Annotated in this window: 21 protein-coding genes; 1 reads left to right on the top strand and 20 read right to left on the bottom strand. The window is 68.1% G+C overall.

Annotation, left to right across the window (positions count from 1 at the left end):
- The first annotated feature begins 20 nt into the window (after positions 1-20).
- Positions 21-1,862: a peptidyl-prolyl cis-trans isomerase gene (locus tag VNF92_02735; GenBank protein HVA56780.1), complete on the top strand. Its 1,842-nt coding sequence runs from the start codon at positions 21-23 to the stop codon at positions 1,860-1,862.
- A gap of 86 nt (positions 1,863-1,948) precedes the next feature.
- On the opposite strand, the gene VNF92_02730 is transcribed toward VNF92_02735, so the two are convergent.
- The 20 genes from VNF92_02730 to ccsA all read right to left on the bottom strand — a co-directional run bounded on the left by VNF92_02730 (position 1,949) and on the right by ccsA (position 23,098).
- Positions 1,949-2,215, bottom strand: a complete 267-nt coding sequence (locus tag VNF92_02730; protein HVA56779.1) for a twin-arginine translocase TatA/TatE family subunit — start codon at positions 2,213-2,215, stop codon at positions 1,949-1,951.
- Positions 2,216-2,223: 8 nt separating this feature from the next.
- Positions 2,224-2,505 carry a DUF4321 domain-containing protein gene (locus VNF92_02725; protein ID HVA56778.1) on the bottom strand — a complete coding sequence of 94 codons (282 nt, stop codon included), beginning with the start codon at positions 2,503-2,505 and terminating at the stop codon, positions 2,224-2,226.
- A gap of 2 nt (positions 2,506-2,507) precedes the next feature.
- Entirely contained in the window at positions 2,508-3,515 is a 1,008-nt protein-coding gene (locus VNF92_02720) for a polyprenyl synthetase family protein (protein HVA56777.1), read from the bottom strand.
- Complete coding sequence (locus tag VNF92_02715) at positions 3,512-5,734, bottom strand: tetratricopeptide repeat protein (GenBank protein HVA56776.1); 2,223 nt, start codon at positions 5,732-5,734, stop codon at positions 3,512-3,514. Before VNF92_02715 ends, VNF92_02720 begins: the two co-directional genes overlap by 4 nt.
- Before the next feature lie 81 nt (positions 5,735-5,815).
- Positions 5,816-7,069, bottom strand: a complete 1,254-nt coding sequence (gene hutI, locus VNF92_02710) for an imidazolonepropionase (protein ID HVA56775.1) — start codon at positions 7,067-7,069, stop codon at positions 5,816-5,818.
- Positions 7,066-8,061: a radical SAM protein gene (locus VNF92_02705; GenBank protein HVA56774.1), complete on the bottom strand. Its 996-nt coding sequence runs from the start codon at positions 8,059-8,061 to the stop codon at positions 7,066-7,068. Before VNF92_02705 ends, hutI begins: the two co-directional genes overlap by 4 nt.
- Positions 8,062-8,068: 7 nt before the next feature.
- On the bottom strand, positions 8,069-9,757 hold the full coding sequence (hutU, locus tag VNF92_02700) for a urocanate hydratase (GenBank protein HVA56773.1): 1,689 nt from the start codon (positions 9,755-9,757) through the stop codon (positions 8,069-8,071).
- Positions 9,754-11,274 carry a histidine ammonia-lyase gene (gene hutH / locus VNF92_02695; protein HVA56772.1) on the bottom strand — a complete coding sequence of 507 codons (1,521 nt, stop codon included), beginning with the start codon at positions 11,272-11,274 and terminating at the stop codon, positions 9,754-9,756. The genes hutU and hutH overlap by 4 nt, the downstream gene beginning before the upstream one ends.
- Before the next feature lie 50 nt (positions 11,275-11,324).
- Positions 11,325-14,318: a putative LPS assembly protein LptD gene (locus VNF92_02690; GenBank protein ID HVA56771.1), complete on the bottom strand. Its 2,994-nt coding sequence runs from the start codon at positions 14,316-14,318 to the stop codon at positions 11,325-11,327.
- Positions 14,315-15,109 carry a twin-arginine translocase subunit TatC gene (tatC, locus tag VNF92_02685; protein ID HVA56770.1) on the bottom strand — a complete coding sequence of 265 codons (795 nt, stop codon included), beginning with the start codon at positions 15,107-15,109 and terminating at the stop codon, positions 14,315-14,317. The genes VNF92_02690 and tatC overlap by 4 nt, the downstream gene beginning before the upstream one ends.
- 23 nt (positions 15,110-15,132) lie before the next feature.
- Positions 15,133-15,945: a tetratricopeptide repeat protein gene (locus VNF92_02680; protein ID HVA56769.1), complete on the bottom strand. Its 813-nt coding sequence runs from the start codon at positions 15,943-15,945 to the stop codon at positions 15,133-15,135.
- Positions 15,945-16,565 carry a peptidoglycan-associated lipoprotein Pal gene (gene pal, locus VNF92_02675; protein ID HVA56768.1) on the bottom strand — a complete coding sequence of 207 codons (621 nt, stop codon included), beginning with the start codon at positions 16,563-16,565 and terminating at the stop codon, positions 15,945-15,947. Before pal ends, VNF92_02680 begins: the two co-directional genes overlap by 1 nt.
- An 80-nt stretch (positions 16,566-16,645) precedes the next feature.
- Positions 16,646-17,965 (bottom strand): hypothetical protein, encoded by a 1,320-nt coding sequence (locus tag VNF92_02670; GenBank protein HVA56767.1) that lies wholly within the window; start codon positions 17,963-17,965, stop codon positions 16,646-16,648.
- Positions 17,962-18,672 carry a TonB C-terminal domain-containing protein gene (locus VNF92_02665; GenBank protein HVA56766.1) on the bottom strand — a complete coding sequence of 237 codons (711 nt, stop codon included), beginning with the start codon at positions 18,670-18,672 and terminating at the stop codon, positions 17,962-17,964. Before VNF92_02665 ends, VNF92_02670 begins: the two co-directional genes overlap by 4 nt.
- A gap of 1 nt (position 18,673) precedes the next feature.
- Positions 18,674-19,087 (bottom strand): biopolymer transporter ExbD, encoded by a 414-nt coding sequence (locus VNF92_02660; GenBank protein ID HVA56765.1) that lies wholly within the window; start codon positions 19,085-19,087, stop codon positions 18,674-18,676.
- A 1-nt stretch (position 19,088) separates the two neighbouring features.
- Positions 19,089-19,838 (bottom strand): MotA/TolQ/ExbB proton channel family protein, encoded by a 750-nt coding sequence (locus tag VNF92_02655; protein HVA56764.1) that lies wholly within the window; start codon positions 19,836-19,838, stop codon positions 19,089-19,091.
- A complete protein-coding gene (locus VNF92_02650) occupies positions 19,835-20,812 on the bottom strand; it encodes an NAD-dependent epimerase/dehydratase family protein (protein ID HVA56763.1) in 978 nt (325 codons plus the stop codon). The genes VNF92_02655 and VNF92_02650 overlap by 4 nt, the downstream gene beginning before the upstream one ends.
- Positions 20,809-22,110 (bottom strand): glutamyl-tRNA reductase, encoded by a 1,302-nt coding sequence (gene hemA / locus VNF92_02645; protein HVA56762.1) that lies wholly within the window; start codon positions 22,108-22,110, stop codon positions 20,809-20,811. Before hemA ends, VNF92_02650 begins: the two co-directional genes overlap by 4 nt.
- Positions 22,101-22,295, bottom strand: a complete 195-nt coding sequence (locus VNF92_02640; GenBank protein ID HVA56761.1) for a hypothetical protein — start codon at positions 22,293-22,295, stop codon at positions 22,101-22,103. The genes hemA and VNF92_02640 overlap by 10 nt, the downstream gene beginning before the upstream one ends.
- Positions 22,292-23,098, bottom strand: coding sequence for a cytochrome c biogenesis protein CcsA (gene ccsA, locus VNF92_02635; GenBank protein ID HVA56760.1), 807 nt, complete (start codon positions 23,096-23,098; stop codon positions 22,292-22,294). The genes VNF92_02640 and ccsA overlap by 4 nt, the downstream gene beginning before the upstream one ends.
- Positions 23,099-23,114 lie beyond the last annotated feature (16 nt).

Genomic DNA, 23,114 nt, shown 5'->3' with positions numbered 1-23,114 from the left:
CGCATCAGGAGTAACGCGGCGTGCTGCAAACCATGCGGAGCTGGGCCAAATACATCTGGATTTTCGTCATTGCGGCCCCCTTCATCATCGGATTCCTGCTGTACCAGACCTCGGGCCTTGGCAATGCTGCTGCGGTCACCCCGAGCACCCCGGTGGCCAAGGTGGACGGCCAGGATATCCTGTATGCGACGTACATGCAGAATGTACAGAACCAGGTGCAAACCGAGCAGCAGAACAACGGACGTTCGCTGACGCAGGATGAGGAGCACCAGATCGAGAATTCCGTTTTCGATCAGATGGTCATGCAGATCTTGCTCGATCGCGAGTACCAGAAGCGCGGCATCACCGTGTCGGACAACGAGATTCAGGAGTACGCGAAGTACGCGCCACCGCCGTGGGTCCAGCAGTCGCCCGACCTCCAGACCGACGGCAAGTTCGATATGGCCAAGTACCAGCGGCTTCTGGCGAGCCCGGCGGCGCGCCAGGGTGGGTTCCTGGTGCAACTCGAGCAGTATTACCGCACCGAGATTCCCAAGCAGAAGCTGTTCGAGCAGGTCACGGCGGGGGTGTACGTGTCCGACGCCGACCTGTGGCGCGCCTGGCGCGATGCGCACGACAGCGCGTCGGTGACGTACGTGGCATGGGGCAACGTGCCCGACTCGAGCGACATGAACGCGGTGACCGATGCGCAGATGCGCACGTATTACGATTCCCATCACGACGAGTTCACGCTGCCGGGCGTGGCCGAGCTCTCGCTGGTCGTGATTCCGCGCGTCGTGACGGCGGCCGACAGCGAGGCCGTGCGTGAGCATGCACTGGCCCTGCGGCAGGAAATCGTTTCGGGTAAGACGAGTTTTGCCGATGTGGCCAAGCGCGAGTCGGTGGACACCGCGTCGGCCGCGAACGGCGGCGAACTCGGCATGAGCGCCAAGGGACGGTTCATTCCTGCGTTCGAGAAGGCCGCGTGGGCGCTCAAGCCCGGCGAAGTGTCGCAGCCCGTGCTCACCCCGTTTGGCTACCATCTGATCGAGGTCGACGCGCGCAAGGGCGACTCGATCTCCCTCCGTCACATCCTGCTCCGCATCCAGCCATCGGATTCCAACTCCGCGCGTATGGACTCTCGCGCCGATACGCTGGCCAGCCTGGCCGGGAACGCCGAGGATCCGACCAAGCTCGACAGTGCCGCCGCGAAGCTCCACCTGACGATCTACAAGATCACGGCGTCCGAGAACCAGCCCGCGGTGTGGGGCGGACAGCAGGTGCCGAGCGCGAGCGCGTGGGCGTTCGGCGGCGCCCGCAAGGGCGAAGTGAGCGACCTGTTCAACGACGACAACGGCTACTACATGGTGCGGCTCGATTCTCTCATCCCGAGCGGGCTGCGCCCCTTCGACGAGGTCAAGGGTCAGATCCGTTCGGAACTGGCCGCGCAACACCACCTCGACCGCATGATGGAACCGGCTCGGGCCTTTGCCGCCGCCGCCGCGTCGGGCGGGCTCGAAGCCACTGCCAAGAAGATGGGGTTGACAGCCCAGAAGACGGCCGTCGCGTTCACGCGGACGTCGTTCGTGCCGGGGCTGGGGGGTCAGTATTCGGAAGCCATCGGGGCGGCGTTCGGCCTACCGCTCAACACGGTGAGCGAGCCGGTGCGCGACGAGACGCAGATCACGGTGGAGCGCGTCGACCGGCGGGTCGCCGCCGACAGCGCGGCCTGGCTCAAGCAGAAGGACGTCCAGAAGCAGCAGCGCATCCAGCAACTGCAGCAGGCCCGCCTGCAGATGTTCATGCAGGACCTGCACGACGCGGCCAAGATCGACGACCGCCGCAAGGCCATCGACGAGGCCACGCGGCACGCTTCGAGTTAGCCGCTACCGCGCGCGCGACGTAATCAAACGGCGCCCCTGCCAATGGCAGGGGCGCCGTTTGCAGGGCTGGGGCCGCCCGACGCGGATCAGATCAGCCGCTTGGGTTCGCGCACCGGCTCTTCTTCCGCGCGCGTGCGCGCGGCGGGCTCGCCGGGCGCGATGCGGTCGATACGGCGCTCCGACTCGGGCTCATCCGTGACTTGGCGTTGCACCTCGTTGATGCTGCGCTTGAACTCCCGGATCCCCTTGCCCAGTGAGGCCCCGATTTCCGGTACGCGCCGCGCGCCGAACAGGACGAGCACGATCACCAGGACGATGAACAGCTCGAGTGGGCCGAAGTTGCCGAAATTCATACCGTCTCCTAGAAGAGCGACCGTGCGATGAGGTACGCCACGAACACGCCGACGAGGCTGAGCAACGAGACGTCCAGCGCCACCGGGCCTACACTGAACTTGATGATAACGAGGTCAATGGGCAACGGGCCGATCGACGGCGTGACGCCCGTGGTCAGGAACTCCTTCACGGCGCCCGCCGGGAGCCAGCGCCGAGAGATCTCGGTGAACGCACCGCCGACGATGAATCCGATGGACAGCACCATGGCATGAAAACCACGCCGGTGCTTGGCCGAACTCGTGGGAGGCATGCCTACCAGCGCCGGTCGGTAACGTACGCCAGGGCGTCGAGCAGCGCGCCTGAGGCGGGAGACGGCGGCACGCTCGCGAGCGCGTCTTCGGCCTCCTGGGCATACCGCTCGCTACTGCGACGGGCGTAGTCGATGCCCCCCGCCTCGCCCACGATACGGATCACGTTCTGAATGGCATCGTCGTGGGGCTGGTCGTCACCGAACAGGGCGTCGACCTGTCGGCGCGCGGCGGGTGACATGGCGGGCAGGGCGCCGATGAGCGGCAGGGTCACCTTGTGCTCGCGGAGGTCGTTGCCCCAGGGCTTGCCGGTCACCGATTCGTCCTCGGTATAGTCCAGGATGTCGTCGATGACCTGGAACGCCATCCCGAGCCGGTCGCCGAACCGTGCCAGCGGCGCCCGATGGCGGGCCGCCCCGCACAGCGCGCCGCTCTCGCAGGCAGCGGAGAGCAGCGACGCCGTCTTGGCGCGGATGAGCAGTTCGTATTCGCGCTCGCCGAAGCTCAGCGCGTCAATCGCCGCCAGTTGGCGCATCTCGCCCATGCTCAGTTCGCTCGACACGTCCGTGACGACGCGCAGCACGTCGAGGTCACGGATGCCGACCAGCGCGCGGAGGGCGCGTGAGTACAGGAAGTCGCCCATGATGACCGACACCTGATGGCTGAACATCGAGTTCACGGTCGGCAGTCCGCGCCGCGTCGCCGAGTGGTCCACCGAGTCATCGTGGACGAGCGTGGCCAGGTGCATCAGCTCGATCACGGCGGCCAGGGTCACGGCACGCGGTTCCGACTCCCCTTCCAGATCGCTCGCCAGCAGCGTGAGCGTGGGACGGAACATCTTGCCGCGCATGCGCAGCAGATGGCCGCTCACCTGCTCCACCATCGGCAGGTCGGAACTGACGATGCGCTCCATCTCACCGAGCACTTGCTCGAGCCGCTCGTGCACCGGCGCCTGCACGGCGCGCAGCGCGTCGGTCACCGGGGTGCGGGGACGGGCGGCGACGCCGCTCATGACCCGCTCTGATCGATGGCGTTCATCCGGTCGGCCACGTCACTGAACTGGATGTCGACCACGAAGATGCGCTGGTAGTAGCCCAGGGCGTCCCCGGGTTTGCCGAGCGCCTCACAGGCGCGCCCGAGCAGATACAGCACGCCTACCAATTTGTCGTCGGTCATGCCCTTCTCGTGCAGGCCCCGCCCCAGAAGGGTGGCCGCCATCTGGTACTGCCCCTTCTCCATGAAGCACTGGCCGATGGCTTCGTAGGTCCGCACCCGATTCTCGGGGCTGCGCAGCGCCTTCTGGAATTCGGCGATCGACTCGTCCAGCAGCCCCATCTCCTTGAACGCGATGCCGAGGTCGTAGTGGCTCTGGTAGTCCTCTTCCTCGACGTTGTCGGCCACACCCTGCTTGAACTTCTTGAGCATGTCGGCGAAGTCGGCCTCCTCGTCGCCCGTCGGCTCCTCCTCGGCCACGATCATGCGCGTGTCCTTGGGCCGCTCGTCCTCGCGCATGAGGTCGCCGAGATTGACGAACGATCCGTCGCCCGGCGTCACCGACCTCGGACCGCCCGGGAGCACGGCCGCCGACGCCGTCGGGGTGAGCGCTGCCTGCTCTTCCGCGAACGCACTGAGCGCTGCCTGCGCCCGCAGATTGTCGGGCGCCAGTTCGAGCACGCGATGATAGATCACCCGGGCCTTGTCGGGTTGCTCGGTGCGGAACAGGGCGTCGGCCAACTCCAGGTAGGCGTCCACCAGCCGCCGCTTGTCGTTGGAGCGGAAGGCGTACTCCACGCGCTTCTGGTAGTGCTTCACCGAGCCGGGATCGGCGCGCACGATCTCGTCGGCCATCGACGCCGCCGCATCAAGGTTGCCGTCGGTCTCGTAGCCCTTCATCGCGGTCTCGAACGCGCGCAGCCCGCCCTCGCGGTTGCCAGCTTCGAGCATCGCCTCGCCCAACTCGCGGAGCGCACCCCAATCGTCGGGGGCGCCGTGGACCACCGCCTGCAGCACCTCCACCGAGCGCGCTGCGAGGAGGGTCGACGCGCGGCCAACATTCGACTCGCCGGCGGGCGTCGACATGCGCGGCTCCGCATCCGTCGGGACTTCCTCGTCGTCGAGCCCCATGAGTGGCAGGCCCGCCGTGGGAGAGGCGGCATTGGGGGGCATCAACCCGAGCTCCCCGCCGCCCTCCAACAACCGTTCCGCGGCCGACGATTCCTCCTCGGGCCCTGCCAGCGCCGTCGGTTCGAGGTCGATGAGCGTCCCCGGAACGGCGTCGGCCGTGCGGGCATCGAACGATGTGCCCACGAGACCCGCCACCGGCGCCGCCTCATCGATGGGCGCGTCGGCGTCGCCGGCGAGGTCGGTCGCGCGCGTCACGCCATCGAGGGGCGACGCTTCGAGGTCGTCGGGCGACACGGTACCGTTCGCCGACGTGGGCTCGACGTCAGCCGCCCGCTCCATTTCCGTTGGCGGCTCCGCCATCGGCGGCGCGGGCGCCTGCGGGAGCGCCACCTGCCGCCATGGGGTTCCCCGCGCCGGCCGCGGCGCCTCGTTGAGATCGAGGAACACGAGCTCTTGCGCCTTGGTTCCGAGCGGCGTGTGTCCCGCCCGCACTTCGGCGGTGGGATCGATGGAGCGAATGCGCTCGGCGGTCGCCTCCCCCTCGCCCTTCCGGCCTTCGGCGAGATAGCGCTGATACAACTGCTGCAGTTGCTGCACCGCCTCGTTGGACTTGCCAGCCCTCTGCAACTGATCGGCCAGCATGAGGCGGATGTCGTCCTGATCGGGACAGAGGTCGGCGAACTCCTTCAGCGCGCGGAACGCTTCGTCGATCTTGCCGCCCTTCTGCATGCGGTCGGCGAACTCGAGAAAATTGCGCTTGGCGTCCGCCGTGAATCCCTTCTGGGCGCTGATCTTCCCGAGCTTGTAGTAGACGCTCGCGCGCCCGGGCGACTGGCGCAGGATCTTGTTGCAGAGGGCGATGGCGTTGTTGAAGAACCCGCCGTCGCTGTAGTGGTCGACGGCCCGCTCGTAGTAGTCCACCGCATCGGCCACGTTGCCCTGCTTGAGCAGCATGTCGCCCACGCGATTGAACAGACCGACATCCATCTCCTCCGGGCTCGCCTCATACTCCTGGAGGAGCTCGATATAGGCGGCCAGCGCCTTGTCCGGCTGCCGTTTCTGTTCGAATTCGGCCGCCTTCTTTTTGAGCTTGGCGATATTCGACATCAGCGCCCGGAAAGCATCGGGAGAAGGACGTACAGCGGTCGTCATCAGGGCATAACGAGCCTTGTAACTTATCCCTAAGTGCTACCAGTCACAAGGTTTGCCGCGCACCCAGGCGCGCCGGCACAGGGGCGCACCGAACCAATATGGCAGTTCGCGATAATCTTCGGCGTCGAACAGGGCCAGATCGGCCGAGAACCCGGGGGCGAGCTGGCCGACGGAATCCGCCAGCGCCAGCGCCGCGGCCCCGTTCACCGTCCCCGCCACCACTGCTTCGGCAGCGCTCAAGTGGAGCTGACTCACGCCCAACGTGAGCACCGTCGGAAAATGGAGCGTGGGTGAAGTGCCAGGGTTGAAGTCCGTGGCCAGCGCCACCGGGACCCCGGCCTCGATCAGCCGGCGAGCGGGCGCCTGCGCGGTCTTGCCGAGAAAGGTCATCGTGGCCGGCAGGAGCGTGGCTACGGTACGCGCGGCCGCGAGGGCGGCAATGCCGCCCGCGGAGACCGCCGCCAGATGATCGGCCGAGGTCGCCTCCAACTCGGCAGCCAACTCGGCGCCTCCCGATGAGGTGAGTTCGTCGGCGTGCAGTTTGAGTTTGAGCCCGGCGCGCCGGGCCGCGGCGAGGATTTCCCGGGACTCGGCCGCCGTATAGACGTGCGTTTCGCAGAACACATCGGCGAACACCGCCAGCCCTTCCGCGCCCACCCGCGGAATGAGATCGCCAATCAGCATATTGATATAGTCGCGGCGCCGCGTGGCCGAGCCGCGGTGTTCCACCGGAACCTCGTGGGCCCCGAGAAAGGTCGGGACGATGCGCAACGGAAGATCGGCCGCCAGCCGGCGGATCACGCGGAGCATTTTCAGTTCGTCGTCCACCGAGAGGCCGTAGCCGGACTTGATCTCCACCGTCGTCACGCCGCTCCGGGCCAGCGTGCGCAGACGGCCCCGGGCCAGCGCGTACAACTCGTCCTCCGAATGCGCGCGCAGATCGCTCACCGACGCGTGGATGCCCCCGCCCCGCCTGGCGATCTCCATGTACTCCATGCCCGCGGCGCGCAGTTCCTGTTCGGCGGCCCGATGTCGCCCGAAGATCGCGTGCGTGTGCGAGTCGACGAAGCCGGGGGCGAGCAATCCGCGCGCGCAGTCCACGCGATCGGCGTCGGGATAGGCGCGCAGCAGCTCGTCCTCCAGACCCACGGCGTCGATCCGGTCGTCGCGCACGGCCACCGCATACCGTTCGCGCGGCGCGGCGTCGGCCATCGCCCCGCCGCGCCGCGCCCCTGCCGGCCCGGCGCAGGTCACGACCTGCGAGGCATTCACCAGGAGGAAACGGCTCACCTCACGGCCCCCGCACGGGTCGTGCCCATCACGTCCTGGACGCGCGACCATTCGAGGGGCGCCTGCGCCTCGCCGCGGCACGCGTAGTAGCAGGCGTCGCACGCGATCGGTTGGTAGCGGCGGAACTCGCGCCAGTGAAAGTTGGTGGGAAAGTCCGGGCAACGCTTCACGTGGCCCACCGGATCGATGTGGATGGTTCGGATGCCCGAGCGGCACGGTTCGCGCAACTCGCCGCGGACGTAACGCGGGATCTGCCGCAAATAGTAGTCCGAACTGGTGATCACGCCACGGTGAGCCTTCTTGAAGGCCAGCAGGGCGGACACCAGTTCGTCCAGATCGCGGGCCTGATCGCCGCCCAGCACGTGCGTGTCGTTGCCGTTCTTGGCTTCGGTGTAGACGCTCAGGTTGACCCCCACCCCGAGTTCCTGCGCGCGGAGCACGAGAGGGAGGATCTGCTCGACGTTGTCGCGCTTGATGACCGTATTGAACCGGATGTTGTCGATGCCGCGCGCCTGCATACCGGGAATCGCGGCGAAGATCCTGGCGGCGAGGCCGGGGATGCCGCGGGCGCGGTCATGGCGCTCATCGAGGTAGTCGAGGGAGATGTTGAACTGGTGCACGCCGGCATGCCACAGAGCGGCCGCGCGCTCGGGGGTGAGCATGGCGCCGTGTGTGATGAGGGCCACATACTTGAGCCGCACCGCTGCCGAGACGGCGCTCACCAACTGCTCGAGGTCTCGTCGCAGGAGCGGCTCTCCACCGGTGAACGTGACCATCATCGGATTGAAGTAGCGCGCGGCATCGGCGAAGCTCTGCAGTTCCTGGTCCCGGGCGCCAGGGTGCGTCTTCCAATAGTCGCAGAACCCGCAGCGCGCATTGCATCGGAGAGTGACCTCGAAGTGCACGAGCACGGGCATGCGGCGGGCGACGAGCCACGCGTACTTTCCGATGAACAGGGGGACGTGCCAGGGACGGAACCGCGACGACAGCATCGATGGATCAGCGGTCGAGCATCGGGAGCTTGATGCCCTCGCGGCGCGCCGTCACCACGGCTTCCTCGTAGCCGGCGTCCGCGTGGCGGGCCACGCCGATGCCCGGATCGTTGGTCAGCACCCGTTCGAGCCGGAGGCGCATCTCCGGTGTGCCGTCGGCCACGATCACCTGCCCGGCGTGGAGTGAATTGCCGATGCCCACGCCGCCGCCGTGGTGGAACGACACCCACGAAGCGCCGCTCGCCACGTTGAGCATGGCGTTGAGGATCGGCCAGTCGGCCACCGCGTCGCTGCCGTCCTTCATCTTCTCCGTTTCGCGAAACGGCGACGCCACGCTGCCGGTGTCGAGGTGGTCCCGGCCAATGACGATGGGCGCCGAGATCTCTCCGCTGGCGACGAGGTCGTTGATGGCCACGCCGAAGCGGGCGCGTTCGCCCTGCCCCAGCCAGCAGATGCGCGCCGGAAGCCCCTGGAAGTGCACGCGTTCGCCGGCCAGCGTGATCCAGCGGCGCAGCTGCTCGTCGTGGGGGAACAACTCGAGGATCAAGGCGTCGGTGCGGCGGATGTCGGCCGGGTCGCCCGACAACGCCACCCACCGGAACGGGCCCTTGCCTTCGCAGAACAAGGGGCGCACGTATTCGGGAATGAACCCGGGGATGTCGAACGCGTTCGCCACCCCGTGATCGAACGCCACGGTGCGGATGTTGTTCCCGTAGTCGAACGCCACCGCGCCGCGTTGCTGCAGCGACAGGATGGCGCGCACATGGGCGGCGATCGACGCCTCGGCGAGGGCCACGTAGCGCGCCGGGTCACGGCCCCGCAGGTCGGATGCCTGGCCGAGCGTGTGGCCGGCCGGTACGTAGCCGTTGAGCGTATCGTGGGCGCTCGTCTGGTCGGTGACGGCGTCCGGCACGACGCCGCGCTTCACGATCTCAGGAAGGATCTCGGCAGCGTTGCCCACGAGCCCCACCGAGAGGGCGCGTCCGGCGGCCTTCGCCTCGTCGATCAGTTCCAGCGCGCGGTCGAGCGTGTGGGCCTTGCAGTCGCAGTATCCGGTGGCGATGCGCTTGTCGATGCGGGCTTCGTCCACCTCGACGCCGAGGAAGGCGGCGCCGTGCATCGTCGCGGCGAGGGGCTGGGCGCCGCCCATTCCGCCGAGGCCGGCGGTGAGGACGAACCGGCCGGCGAGGCTCCCGCCGAAGTGGCGGCGGGCCATGGCGCCGAACGTCTCGTAGGTGCCCTGGAGAATGCCCTGCGAACCGATGTAGATCCACGAGCCGGCCGTCATCTGCCCGTACATCATGAGACCGGCACGCTCGAGTTCGCGGAAGTGGTCCCACGTCGCCCACCGGCCCACGAGGTTGGCGTTCGCGATGAGCACCCGCGGAGCCCCCCGATGGGTGCGGAACACCGCCACCGGCTTGCCGCTCTGCACGATAAGTGTTTCATCATGATCGAGCGTGCGGAGGGCATCGACGATGGCGTCGAACGCCTCCCAACTGCGCGCCGCGCGCCCGGTGCCGCCGTACACCACGAGGTCGTCGGGACGCTCGGCCACGTCGGGGTCGAGGTTGTTCATCAGCATGCGCAGGGCGGCTTCCTGTTGCCACCCCTTGCACGAGATGCTGGATCCCCGCGGCGCCCGCACCGGGCGGGCGCCGGTGTGCACCGGCGAATGCTGCGTGCTCGTGCTCATGACCAACTCACGGTGGCGGGGAAATGACCGTCGGCGATCGCCGCGGCCAGTCGGGCGATGTCGCCGGCCAGCACGCGGTCGCCCTCGAGCGTCGGCACGAGGGCCCGGACCGCCGCGTGCGCGCGGGCCGCTCCGCGCCCCGGCTTGAGGGGGGCGCGATAGTCCAGCCCCTGGGCGGCGCACATCAGTTCGATCGCCAGCACGTGGCGCACGTTGTGCACGATGCGGCGCAGCTTCCAGGCTGCCGCCATCGCCATCGGCACCACGTCCTCCTTGTTGCCGTCGGTGGGAATCGTGTCCACGCTCGCCGGATGGGCCAGCACCTTGCACTCGCTGGCCAGCGACGCAGCGGTGACCTGCGCCATCATGAAACCAGAATGGACGCCGGCGTCGCGCGACAGGAAGGGCGGCAGTCCCTGATTGAAATCGGGGTGCACCAGCCGGTCGGTGCGCCGCTCCGAGATCGTGGCCAGGTTGGTGAGGGCGATGGCCAGTACGTCGAGCGCCATCGCCACCGCCTGGCCGTGGAAGTTGCCGCCGCTGAGCAGCGTGCCGTCGTCGAACACCAGCGGGTTGTCGGTGGCGGCGTTCAACTCGCGGGCCACCAGATCCCCCGCAAACTCCATCGCGTCGAGCACGGGACCGTGCACCTGCGGCATGCAGCGCAGGGCGTACGCGTCCTGGACGCGCGGATCGCCGGTGCGGTGGGACTCCCGGATCTCGCTCTGGTCGAGCAGGTCGCGCAGCAGGGCGGCCGACGTCGCCTGCCCGCGCTGCCCGCGCACCGCCTGGATCCGTGCGTCGAACGCCACCGGCGTGCCCAGCAGGGCCTCCAGCGACATCGCACCGGCGCAGTGCGCGGCGTCCCACAACTGACGCGCATCCACCAGCGCCAGCGCGGCGATCGCGGTGTGCGCCTGCGTGCCATTGATCAGCGTGAGCCCCTCCTTGGGCCCGAGCACCACGGGCGCCAGGCCCGCGGCCCGGAGCATTTCGGCGGCCGGGCCGCGCGCGGCGCCGCGAAAGAGCTCGCCCTCCCCGATGAGCGACAGGGCCAGATGCGCGAGGGGGGCCAGGTCACCGCTCGCCCCCACGCTCCCCTGCTCGGGCACGGGAGGGTAGAGGCCGGCGTTCAGCATGGCCAGCAACAGATCGACCAGATCGGCGCGGGCCCCCGAATGGCCCTTGGCAATGACGTTGGCCCGCAGGAGCATCATCGCCCGCACCTCGCGCTCCGGGAGGAGCGCGCCGACGCCGGCCGCGTGGCTGCGCACAAGATTCACCTGCAGCTCGGCCAGCCGGTCGAGCGGGATGGCGATGTCGGAGAGCTTGCCGAACCCCGTGGTCACTCCATAGGCCACGGCGCCACTCCGCACCAGATCGGCCACGATGTCGCGCGTGCGCGCCACGCGGGCGCGGGCGGCCGCCGCCAACGAGACCGGGGCGCGGCCGGTCGCCACCGCCTCCACGTCGCCGATGGCGAGCGAGTTGCCGTCCAGCACCACGGGGGTCGTCATGGGCGGAACATCTCCGGCCGCGGCAGACAATTCAAGGGCCGGGTTGGGAGTTACGGCGTCCCCGTCGACCGATACGTGCCACGGTTGTAGTTGAATTTGAGGTCGGGCTCCGCCGTGAGCGCGATCTGGAACGAGAAGGCGAAGTTCCCGTTCGGCGACTGCGTGAACGAGAACGTTGCCCGCCAGTCGTGCAGCTCGCGCACGAGCTGGATGTCCTGGCTGGCGAACTGATGCTGGACCAGGTTGTAGGTTGTGCGCCATGCCGCCGACCACTTGTCGGTGAGCGGGAACTGGATGCTGCTCCCCACCGACGACGTGGGCGGATTCAGATACACCGGACCGCCCGCCGCGGTGTTGGGGATGGGCGCATCGAGCGTGGGCGCTGTGCTCTGCTGCTGCACGCACAGGTCGTACGCCGGCGGGTTGTACGACGGGCTGCTGCGGTCGTTGAACGGCGCGCAGTAGACTGTGGGATCGGCATTGATCACCGTCCCGCCCACCGGCGGCCGCTGACGCGCCGAGCTGAAGTTGAACGATGCCGACCACGACCGAGACACCGGCGCCAGGTAGAGCGTGCTGCGCGCCTCCTGACCGGCCACGGGCTGCGAGGCCACCTGCCGGGCGAACTGCTGGTCCGCGCTCGTCTGGCCGCCCGGCAGGGGTGCGGGCGGCTTGGCCGCCGAATCGTGCGCCAGGCCGAGCATGCCAAGGATGAACCCGAACGGATTGTGCTCCTGGCTCACGGTGAAGCTGGCCGCAACCGAGTTCTGGAACGGCTTGAACACCGCCGAGTCGCTGAGGGGACTGCCCTGGAAGAGCGAATAGCCGACGTTGAGCGAGAGCCCCGGCACGAGGTCCGAGCTGACGCTGTAGGAGAAGGTCGAACTCGAAATGCCCGAAATCGCCCGGTGCGTCGCGGCCGCCCGCTCGAAGTCGTAGGTGATCGGCGAGAGGTTGAGCGACAGCAGCTTGATCTTCGGAGCCTGGCTTGCGGCGGTCGGATTGAGGGTGTCTTCGGGAGTCTTGAGCTTGGCCTCGAAGTTCTGGTTGAGGGTGAGCGACACGGCCTTCTCCGCCAGCGACCCGAGGTACCCCGCTCGGGTGCGCCCGGTGGCGGCGAGATACGCGTCGCTTACGGACGCGGGCGGGGCGTAGGTGAAGCTGATCTGGGGGCTGATCGTGTGCCGGAACCGCGCGAAGGGGCCGAAGCCCGGCAGCAGGCCATAGATCGTGGGCGAGATCCCGAGCCCGAACGTCGGCCGCTTGGCCTGGTGCACGAACTGGCCGCCGGTGTATTGGCTGCGCACCCAGAACGCGCCGGGGTCGACGTTCGAGAACCCGAGGCTGGGCGAGAGGCCCAGCGCGTTCTGGCCGATCGATGGGAGCGAGAAGTTCGGGGTCCAGTCGACGTCCGTACGGTAGGTGCTGGCGAATACGCGGCGGTAGTGGATGGTGGTGTCGCTGGGGTTGGGGTAGACGAGGTATTCCTGCGGGAAGATGTTCTGCTGGTCGTTGATCGTGAACGAGTTCTTGAGGCTGAATCCGAAGATCTCGATCGGGGTGTCGAAGCTCAACTGGCTCTGATAGCTGCTGCGCTTGACGGTGGTCGAGTCGAGGATTCCGGTACTCGACGTCCCGTAGCGCTGGCTGAACAGGCCGGCCTGGTCGATGTTCAGGCTCTGGCTCGCCGAGTAGTGGAACCCCGGCGACCAGGTGAGCCAGGAAGCGAGTTCGATCGGGGTCGCGCTGAGACTGAGTGTAGGGAAGGTCTGGTCCACCTGGGTGCGGCCGGGGTACTGCTTGCGCGTGCCGCCGACGCTGATCTGAACGGGCCCGAGCTTGTCCTGGTAGTTGACCGACGACGAGATGGTGGCCAGCGCGGCGTACGGATTGAACGTGTTCTGACGCTGCAGCTGGGTGCTCGTGACGTAATTCATGTTCAGCGTGAGCGACCTGTTGCGCGAGAACTCCTGGGAGTGGGCCCAACTCAGGGCGAGATTCGTCTGGCCATTGCGCTGCGCGGTGTAGGAGGCGGCGAGCTGCCCGGTGAGGAATCGGTTCCGCCAATGGTAGCGCCACTGGCCGTTGAAGCGGAGCCATCCCGGATCGCCCAGGGCCGACCCGCCGACGCTGCTCCGCCAGTCGAGCCACGTCGACGCGTCCATGTAGTCGTTGAGCGCCCAGTACCACCCGATGTTCTCGACGTCGCGGCGATAACTCGGGCTGTTGCGGACGATGTCGGCCACGCCGAACCGCGGGGTGAGCATGCCGCTGCGGCGGCCCGAGCGGATATCCTGGAAGAAGAACGGCAGCCACATCACCGGCACTTCGCCGATGTAGAGCACGGCGGGCCGGCCGACCATCAGATTCTTGGTGCGTTTCACCTCGCCAACCTCGAAGTGATAGTCGGGGGCGATGCTATCGTCGCACGAGGTCAGGCTCGCGCTCGTGCCGTAGATGCGGGACGGGATGTGCCTGGTCGAGTCCCCGCCCTCGACCTTCACGACTTTCGGATTCACGAACCAGGTGTTGCCGCCGTTGTCCACGGCGAGCGAGGCATCGTTTATGCGCCCCGACCGTTCGTTGAGGTTGTACGTGGCGGTGGTCTTCCCCGAGATCGGCGCCTGCCCGCCGCCGGGAACGATCACGTACCCGGCCCCCGCCGTGTCGCGGCTCGTCACGGTCACGCCGCGGCTCTGGCTGTCGTACGTGATGGTCGAGTCGGTGATCACGGTCTGATCGCCGCGCTGGACGGCGGCTTTCTTTGCCAACGCCGCCGCGAGGTCGATGCCCTGGGTCAGCGCGTCGAAGCTGAGCACGCCGCCCTCGTACCGCGTAACCGTGTAGCCCTTCCGGCTCATCAGGGCCTGCATGACGGAGTCCGCGGGACTCCACTGCACGGTCCCCACGCTGTCACGCCGCGTGGTGTCCCTGATGGCGGGGCGGCGCGCGGTGTCCCCCGGAAGGCGGCGCACCGGACGGCCCTGCGCGCGGGCCAGCGTTGGCACGGCAAGCAGCGCGACCAGCCACCACCACCGCATCATGCCTTGGCCTCGCCCTCATCCCTGTCCCCATCGGCCATCAACGCCGCATGGCGCCGCTCGCGGCGGCGGAAGATGATGTAGGACAGCACGACGCTGACCTCGAACAGGAGGTACAACGGGATGGCGAGGGCGAACGTCGTGCCCAGGAAGTCGCCCGGCGTGATGACCGCCGCGAGGGCCCAACAGGCGACGACCGCGTGCCGCCGGTACTTACTCAGGAACTGCGGCTTGACGATGCCGAGGAACGTGAGGCCGGAAATCGCCAGCGGGAGCTCGAACACGACGCCGAACGCCACGCAGAGCGTGGTTACGAAGCCGAAGTACTCGGTGGCCAGGATCATCGGCTGGAGCGCGTCGGACTCCAGGTTCATCAGGTACGCCAGGGCCAGCGGCAGCACCAGGTAGTAGGCCAGCGCCACCCCGCACGCGAACAACAATGTGCCCGCGACGACGACCGGGATGACCATCCGCTTCTCGTGCTTGTACAGCGCCGGGGCCAGAAACGACCACAGTTGGAACGCGATCACGGGCAGCGCGATGATGCCGCCGATGACGAGCGACGCCGCCATCAGGATGGAGAACGTGTCTCCGGGGTGCGTGTACCTGAGCTTCGCCCCGCCGAGATAGGGAAGAATCGGCTTCTCGAGGAACAGGATGGCGTTGAAGTGGATGACGATGAACGCCCCGATGACGAGCCCCACCCCGAGCGCGGCGATGGACCAGACCAGGCGCCAGCGCAGTTCCTCGAGGTGGTCGAGGAACGGCATCTCATCCGACTTCTTGACGGCCATCGAATTCTCGCGGATCGGCGTCGCTACGGCGCGGGCATCGACTTCAGGCGATCCGCGGCGAGACCGGCTGCCGTGGTGCCTGGATAGTCCTTGACCACCCGCTGCAGCGCCGCACGCGCGTCATCGGGTTTTCCGCTCTTGAGGAGCCAGAGTGCGTGCTTGTAGAGCGCCGTGGGCGCCTCCTCGCTCTGCGGATACTGCGCGACCACCGACTGGTACGCCGAGTCGGCAGCGGCCCCGTTCCCTTCCGCATCGTACGTCAATGCGATGTAGTTGGCGGTCGTCGCCGCCCCGAAATAGTTGGGATACTGCTTGAGCAGCGCCTGGAACGCCGTGCGCGCCGTGCTGAATGCCCCATTGTTGTATTGGTTGCGGCCGAGCACGAACAGCTGCGCCGGCCCCGGCGCCTGGTTCGCGGCGCTGGTATCCTTGGCGGACGTCGAATCGCCGCTCAGCCGAGCGTGCTGCGTGTCGAGCTGCGCCGCCAGGTCCTGGATCTGGCGCTGGCTGATCCCCGCCCGATTCTGCAGCGTGATCAGCTGCTGCCCCACTTCGTACATTGCCTGGCTGGAGTTGGCCTGATAGCTCGTGAAGCGCTCGCTCAGCGCGCGGAGGGAGTCGTGAATCGCTCCCAGCGCCACGATCGCCGAGTCCAGCCGGACCCGGGCCAGCGAATCCGCGCGGGCCCGGGTCTGTTCCTGCAACGTCGCCTGGTGGGCCTGCTGCGCCTGCATCGAGGTAAGGTCGTCCTGCAGCAGCCGGATGTCTCCCTTGGAAGCGAGACATCCGCTGGTCAGCAGGAGCGCGACCGGCGCGAGCAGCAGACGCGCGCGCATCAGTTGCCCGGCGACTTGAGCGGGACGTCGCCGCCGCCCGTGATCGTGAACTCGTCCCGCCGATTCTGCGACCAGCACGATTCGTCGTGATCGGTGCACAGGGGACGCTCCTCGCCATAGCTCACCGTCTCGAGGCGCGCAGCGGGAACGCCGTGGTCCGTGAGGTACCGCTTGGCCGTGGCCGCACGGCGCTGGCCCAACGCCAGGTTGTACTCCGTGGAGCCGCGCTCGTCGGTGTTGCCGGCGATCCGCAAGGTCACGTTCGGATTGGCCATCAGGACCGGCACCTTGGCATCGAGAATCGCCTGGTCCTCGGGGCGCAGGTCGGACTTGTCGAAGTCGAAGTGGATGACTGCGGTGAGGCTGGCCCGCATCGCGCCCTGCGCCTGCTGAGCCGCTGCGGCCCGCGCCGCGCTGTCGGCCCGCGCCTGGTCGGCGGCCGCTTTGGCGCGATTGGCGGCGTCGATCGCCGCCAGGGAATCGCGGACGTGCTGAGCTCGCAACGCGCTGGTGTCCGTCGGCGCCGGCACAGGGGTCGGAGCTACCTCTGGCTTCTTGTGGCAGGCCGAAACGGCGACCAGCACGACGAGGGCCGCAGGCAGGATTCGGGAAACGTGCATGGTTCGGATCTCCTGGACTCGAGGAAGGAAAGGCGACGTATGGACCGTTACAGCGCGCGCCGCGACCGACTCGGCACGTCCTACGGAGCCAGACGCGGCGACCACGCACCCAGCCGCGACATCGAGGCTCCGTGCGTGAGTTGCCGAACCCGGCCCGACTGCACATCGATCACCCACAACTGCTTGTTGCCACCGCGGGTCGAACTGAACACCAGGTGCCGCGCATCGGGCGCCCAAGCCGGATCCTCGTTCTGGGCATCGCTGGTCAACTGGTGCGGCGTCTGATCGCGCAGCGACATCGTGAAAATCTGAAACACCCCGGAGCCGTCGGGCACGTACGCCTGATACGCGATGGTCAGGCCGTCCGGCGACCAGTCGGGGTTCGATCGGTAATTCTGCGTGCTGAACCCGTATGCCGTGAACATACTCACGTTCGTCCCGTCCGCATCCATAATATAAATCTCGGGCGGGCCAGCTCGTCCCGACGTAAAGGCAATTCTGTGGCCGTCGGGGCTGAAGCTCGGCGTGCTGTTGTCGGTGCCTCCACCCACCGTCAGGCGCTGCGCCGGCCCGCCCGCCACCGGCGCACTGTACAGATCCGCGCCGTTCTCCCCGGCCACGGCGTACACGATCGCCGAGCCGTCGGGACTGAACGTTGGCGCGCTCACGTTGGTGTTGCGGCGGCCGCCGAATGCGCGCGACTGCCCCGTACGCAGGTCGTACACCACGATGCGCGAATTCTCCCCGAAGGTGGCGTAGGCAATCGAACTCGCATCGGGGCTCCAGGCCGGCGAGAGACCCTCGCCCACCATGGGTATGGTGATGTCGTCAGCCCCGTCGCTGTCCACCACGTGGATCGCGTGGTCCCGCACGTACGCGATGCGGGTGGCGGCGATGCCCCGCACCCCGGTGATCCACCGCTCGACCTCGTCCGACACCCGGTGCACGGCCAGCCGCCAGCCTCTCGACGCCACGTCCTGGGGCAGTGCGAACTCGTTCACGTCGATCACCTGCCTGTGCAGCACGTCATGCAGGGCCACGTGCAGCCCGCGCTCGGTGTTCCGGGCCTGCACCACGGCGAGCGCCCCCAGGGTCTTGAACACGCCGTAGTTCATCGTGCTGGCCGTGCCCGTGGAATCAAGTCCACCCCGGATCGCCGCCGCCATCGAGTCCGGGATGATGATCACGTTCACCCGATCGCCGTAGTCGAGGTCCCGCCGCAGGATCGCGGCGATCGAGTCACCGTTGGCCCCGGGCACCGGCAGCACGACCACCGCCGGCCGCACCCCAGGATCGTAGGTCAGCGTGATGTGCACCCCCGGCCCGGTCGTGTCCTGGGCGGCGAGCGGCACGGCAAAGCATAGGAGGGCCAGGGCCAGCGAAACGGAAGCCTTGATCAATGGATGATCCGCGGGTCAAAGGTGAAGATCACGGGCAAGACGTCATTCGGATACCCGGAGGGAAGCGCGCCGAACGCGCGTGCCCCCCCGGCGGCGTCGATCGCGCCCTGCGCCGACAGGTCGAACGCGTACGAACCCGACCGCTTCTGGAACCGGAAGTCCGACACGGTGCCGTCCCGATGAATGAGGAATGCCACCTCGGCCGTGAGCGCCCCGGCCCCCCCCGCGTCGAACCGCAGCGCGATCTGGCGGACGATGTTGTCGAGGTACCCTTGGAACGGAAAGTCGATCCCCGGTGTGTGCACCGTGGCCACATCGGCGCCCTTCCCGCCCTCGGGGCCGCCGCCGGCGGCCGGCGTCTTCGCGTTGGCCGGCTTGGTCTTCACCTCGGAGGGAGCCGGCGTGGCGGCCTTGGTAGCCGGGGCCGGCTTCGCGGCCTTCCTCGTGACCACCTTGGCCGGCTTCGGCGTCGGTTTCGCCTTGGGCGGAATCACCGGCTTCGGCTGCTCCACCGCCGGCTTCTCCTGCACGGTGCCGATGGCGCGAGGACCGGCCGGAGCGGCGATGAGATTCACGCGATAGACCGGCGGCATGACCGGAGCGGGCGGTGGGCGCAGCAGTACCAGCGCCGCGATCACCGCCGCGTGCAGCAGCACCGACGCCCCGATAGGCAGTGTGAGCGTGGGCCCGGCGGTGCGACTGCTCACGTCAGGGCACCTGCTCCTGCTCGGCCACCAGCCCCACGTCCTGAACGCCGGCCGCCTTGACCACGGCCAGGACCTGCACCACCAACCCGTAGTCCACGCGCTGGTCGGCACGCACGTACACGCCCTGAGCCGCGCGGTCCTTGGCGAGCGTCTGGAACGCCGCGCGGAACTCGGCATAGGTCATCGGCGTCCCATCGTCCACCGCGATGGTGCCGTCGCGCGTCACCGTGATCGTCATGCCGCTCTTCGACGTGATCGGCCGCGCCTCAGCCTTCGGTAGCGAAATGTCCAATCCGCCCTGCATCATCGGCGCCGTGATCATGAAGATCACCAAGAGCAGCAACATCACGTCGATGAGGCTCACGACGTTGATGTCCGCGTTGAGTTCGAGCCGGCGATGGCGGCGGCGGGCCATGTTAGATATGCCCCTCGCGCGCCAGCAGCGCGATCACGGCGGTGCCGAAATTCTCCATCATCCCGTCGAACCGGTTCAACTTGTGGGCAAAGATGTTGTAGCCGAACGTGGCCGGAATGGCCACGGCGAGCGCCGCCGCGGTGGCGATCAGCGCTTCGGCCACGCCCGGCGCCACGGCGCCGAGGTTGCCAGATCCCTTGCTCGCAATCCCCAGGAACGCCTGGATCACGCCGAGCACGGTGCCGAACAGCCCGATCAGCGGGCTCGCCGAGCCGATCGTGGCCAGCACGGGCAGATATCGCCCCAATCGGTCGCGCTCCTCGGATGCCTCGGCGTCGAGCAATAGGCGCAGCGTTTCGATCTGCGTGGCCGAGAGCGTGTACGTCACGGCTCCCGTGGGCGTGCCGCCGTCGCTCGTCATCTCGTACACCTGCTGGTTGCGCACACGGGCCTCCGACACGAAGTGCATGGCCCGCAGGAACAGGCGCGGCAGCGCCCCCGGCTTGGATCGCTTGACGAGCGCGCCGGCCTCGTCCAGCCGCGGCGCGTGCTCGAACGCGTGCTGGAATTGCAGCCCCGCTCTCTCCGCCTTGTTGAGCTGCCGCCAGGCGCCGAACATCACCGCCCAACTGAGCAGCGACAGGACCGCGAGCACGGCGAGCACGATCTTGGTGCTGAGCGCGGCGCTGGTGATCAGGTCGATGGCCCCGTTGGGAATGGCACCGCCGATCTGGAGAATCCCGAGAATCATGCGCGTGAGTCGATGGAGGTGGGCGAGCGCTTTGCGAACCACGCGTACGTCTCAGCGAGGCCCTGCGCGAGCGAAACGGAGGGACGCCAGCCGAGCTCGGCCGCCGCCTTGTCGATGTTGAGATAGGACTGCCGCTGTTCACCGGGCCGGGCCGCCGCAAACTCTATGGGCACCGTCCGCCCCACAGCGCGCATCATCGCCGACGCCAGATCCACGACCGACGTCGGCACACCCGTCCCAATGTTAAACGCGCGAGCGTCCATTCCGGCACTTTTTGCCGGCGTGTGTTGCGCCCCCCGCACGATCGACGCGGCCACGTCGCCCACGTACACGTAATCGCGCGTCTGGTTCCCGTCGCCGAACACGGTGAGAGGCTGGCCGGCCAGCAGGCGGCCACAGAAGATGGCCACCACCCCGGCCTCGCCGTGCGGATCCTGCCGCGGCCCGTACACGTTCGCGAACCGCATCGCCACCGCGTTCAATCCGTGGATGCGGGCGTAGTAAGACAGATACTGCTCTGCCGTGTGTTTGGCGACGGCGTACGGCGAGTCCGGCTCCTTGCGCACCGTTTCGACATTGGGTGGAGGCGCCGAGTCGCCATAGATCGCGCCGCCGGTGGACGCGAAGACGAATCGCGTCGTCCCCATCCGCCCGGCGGCGCGCACGGCTTCGAGGAGATTGAGCGTGCCGAGGATGTTCACCTGGGCATCGAACACGGGGTCGGCCACGCTCCGCCGCACATCCATCTGCGCCGCGAAATGGGCAATGACGTCGAACCCGCCACCCCCCACCAGGGCCGCCGCGTCAGGCGAGCGAACGTCCATCTCGTGGAACACCGCACCGGCCGGCACGTTCTCGCGGCGCCCGTTCGACAGGTCGTCGAGGACGGCCACCGCGTGTCCCGCATCCATGAATCGATCGGCCACGTGCGATCCGATGAACCCCGCCCCGCCCGTCACGAGTATTCGCATCATCCAGTCTCCTCCTCGGGTAGATCGGAGCCGGCGGCGGGAGGCCGCGGCGGCTCCTTTTCAAGCGCGAACAGATAGCACATCGCATCGACCACGCCCAATCCACGTCCGTTTGATGCGGCCTGGCGGAGCCGCACCGACGGCTCGTGCATGAATTTGTTCATCAACGATTTGGCCAGGTACTCCACCGTCGACCGCTGTTCCGGCGTGAGCCCGTGCAGTCGGCGGAGCGCGGCCGCGAGCTCCGCCTCGCGCACCGCATCCATCCGCTCCCGGAAGCTCGTCAATACCGGCACCGCCTCGAGTCCCGCCAGCCACTGCCAGTATCGCTGCACCTCGTCGCTCAGGATCGCCTCGGCCGCCGGGAGTTCGCCCCTCCGGCGATCGAGATTCGATTGGATCACCTGCTGCAACCGGTCGAGGTCGTACAGGAATACGTTGCCGAGCCCACCCACCTCGGGCTCCACGTCGCGCGGCACGGCGATGTCGAGAATACAGAGCGGACGGTCGCCGCGCTGCGCGACCGCTTCGCGCACCCGGTCGACGGTCACCACCGGCCGCGGCGAGGCCGTTGACGACAGCACGAGATCAACGTCCGGCAACTCGCGCCAGCAGTCATCAAAGTGCAGCGCGCGCGCCGCGAAACGCGACGCCAGCTCCACGGCGTGCTCGTGCGTACGGTTGGCTACCACAGCCGCGTTGACGCCCTCGCTCACCAGGCACTCGAGGGCGAGGCCCGCCATCTCGCCGGCGCCGAGCACCATCGCACGGCGGCCGCGCAGCGTGCCGAAGATCTGCTTGGCCAACTGCACCGCCGCCGAACTCACCGATGCCGCCCCGCGCGACACCGCCGTCTCCTCTCGAACACGCCCCGACGCCGACAGCGCCGTCTGGAACAGCCGGTTCAGAGCGACTCCCGAATGGCCGCGGCTTGTCTCCCACGCGTCGCGCACCTGCCCGTGGATCTGCGCTTCGCCGAGCACCATCGAGTCGAGCCCGGACGCCACGCGGAACAGGTGCGCCACGGCCTCGCGATCCCGGCGCAGATAGCCGTGGACGCTGGCATCTGCGCCGAGCCGGTCACTGAACAGCGACCAGACCGCCGCCGCGCCGTCTCCCGCTCCCTCCACGAGGTATACCTCGGTACGATTGCACGTCGACAGCATCACGGCTTCCTGAGCCCCTGATCCACGCGTGATGACTTCCAAGGCCGGCCCGATCTCAGGGGTGCGGAAGGTGAGGCGATCCCGTACGTCGAGCGCCGCAGTCCGGTGGCTCACGCCGGCGACGATCACCGCCACGCTGCCAGCCTGCGGTCGAACGGACCGCGTTCGACTGCCTCTGCCGCCGCCGTGATCAACAACCGCCCAGCCGCGTGCGCGTGCTCGGTCACGCGCGCGTTCGGAGCGACACCGTCACCGGCGGCGCCTCCCACGACCAGCACTCGGGCCCGTGCCGCGTCAATCACCACGGGGATCGCGCTCAATGGAACTTCCCCGCCACTGGGCCGGCGACGCGCAGCACCACATACAGCAGCACCACGACCGTGAACGAGACGCTCGACCAGATCGCCGCGCGATGAGCCTGCCAACCGCGCACCACCCGTCCCAGCGCGACGCCACTCACCCCGAGCCACGCGGCCACGCCCCACGCCAACTGCTCCGGACGCATCCCGCCGTATTCGAGGGCGTAGGAGACGGCCAGCACGACGCCAACCGTGAGGCCGAGCCATCCCGCCAGGGCGGCCACGTGATTCACCCGGTCGAGCGTCGCCAGCGGCGGGAAGAGCCGGAACATCGCGTCCAAGCGCCCCAACTTGAGCTGCCGCCGCTCAACGAGATACATCACGCCCGCGACCGCCGCCGTCGCGAACGCCGCAATTCCCATGAAGCTCAGGGCAATGTGGGCGACCAGCCAGACTCCCTGGGTGCCCGACGGTTCGGCCGAGCGCGCAAAGCCAATTACGCTGGCACATGCCGTCGGCACTGCCGCGAGTGGGGCCGCGACCAGCGTGAGGCTCACATCGTGCGCCAGGAATTCCACGACGAGCAGGGTCGCCGCCAGCACCAATCCGGCCAGAGAAAGCGACGGTCCGAGCCCCGCTACGTACACGTGCCCGGTGCGAACGGCCAGCACGACCAGCGCACCGAGATGCACCGCCACGGCCGCGCTCAGGAGTGCAAGCACTCCCCGAAGGGGTGCGTTCACAGGACGCACGAACGGGCTCGCCGCCAGGGCGGCGGCGGCCAGATAGAGCGAGATGGCGAGGAAATGGGCGATCGCGATCATGGCGTTCGCCCAAATC

It is taken from the genome of Gemmatimonadaceae bacterium, from assembly GCA_035533015.1.
In the GTDB taxonomy this organism is placed as follows: Bacteria; Gemmatimonadota; Gemmatimonadetes; order Gemmatimonadales; family Gemmatimonadaceae; genus JAGWRI01.
This window is presented reverse-complemented; position numbering and strand designations above follow the sequence as displayed.